Source organism: Mesorhizobium sp. M7D.F.Ca.US.004.03.1.1, assembly GCF_003998635.1.
Lineage (GTDB): Bacteria > Pseudomonadota > Alphaproteobacteria > Rhizobiales > Rhizobiaceae > Mesorhizobium > Mesorhizobium loti.
Genome location: NZ_RZQG01001762.1, coordinates 1 through 484, shown reverse-complemented (window position 1 = coordinate 484; position 484 = coordinate 1). Strand labels below are relative to the sequence as shown.

General features: G+C 63.4%; 1 protein-coding gene. It reads left to right on the top strand.

Features of this window, described 5'->3' with window-relative positions; genetic code table 11:
- The coding region (locus tag EN935_RS39905) for an ABC transporter permease (RefSeq protein ID WP_164771922.1) at positions 1–484 on the top strand (484 nt) is incomplete at both ends.

Genomic DNA, 484 nt, shown 5'->3' with positions numbered 1-484 from the left:
CGCTTGGGCTCGTCGCAGGCTATTTCGGCGGTTGGGCCGACCGCGTCATCTCGCGCATCGTCGATGTCTGGATGGCGTTTCCGCCAGTGCTGTTCGCCATCCTTTTGGTTGCCGTGCTCGGCACGGGCTTAAGCTCCGTCATCCTCGCTATCGCCATCATCGACTGGACGCGTTTTTGCCGGGTGATCCGCGCCGAGACGATGGGCCAATCGCGCATGGACTATGTCGAGAACGCCCGCATCGCCGGCTATGGCCGCATCGGCATCATGCTGCGCGAAGTGCTGCCCAATGTGGTGCCGTCGATCGTGGCGCTGCTGTCGCTGGAAATGGGCATCGCCGTCATGGTCGAGGCGATCCTGTCCTTCGTCAATCTGTCGATCTCGACCGACGATCCGACCTGGGGCGGCATCATCGCCGAGGGCCGGCTCTCGATCCATCAGGCGTGGTGGGTGCTGGTGTTCCCGCTGGTCACGCTGATCCTGAC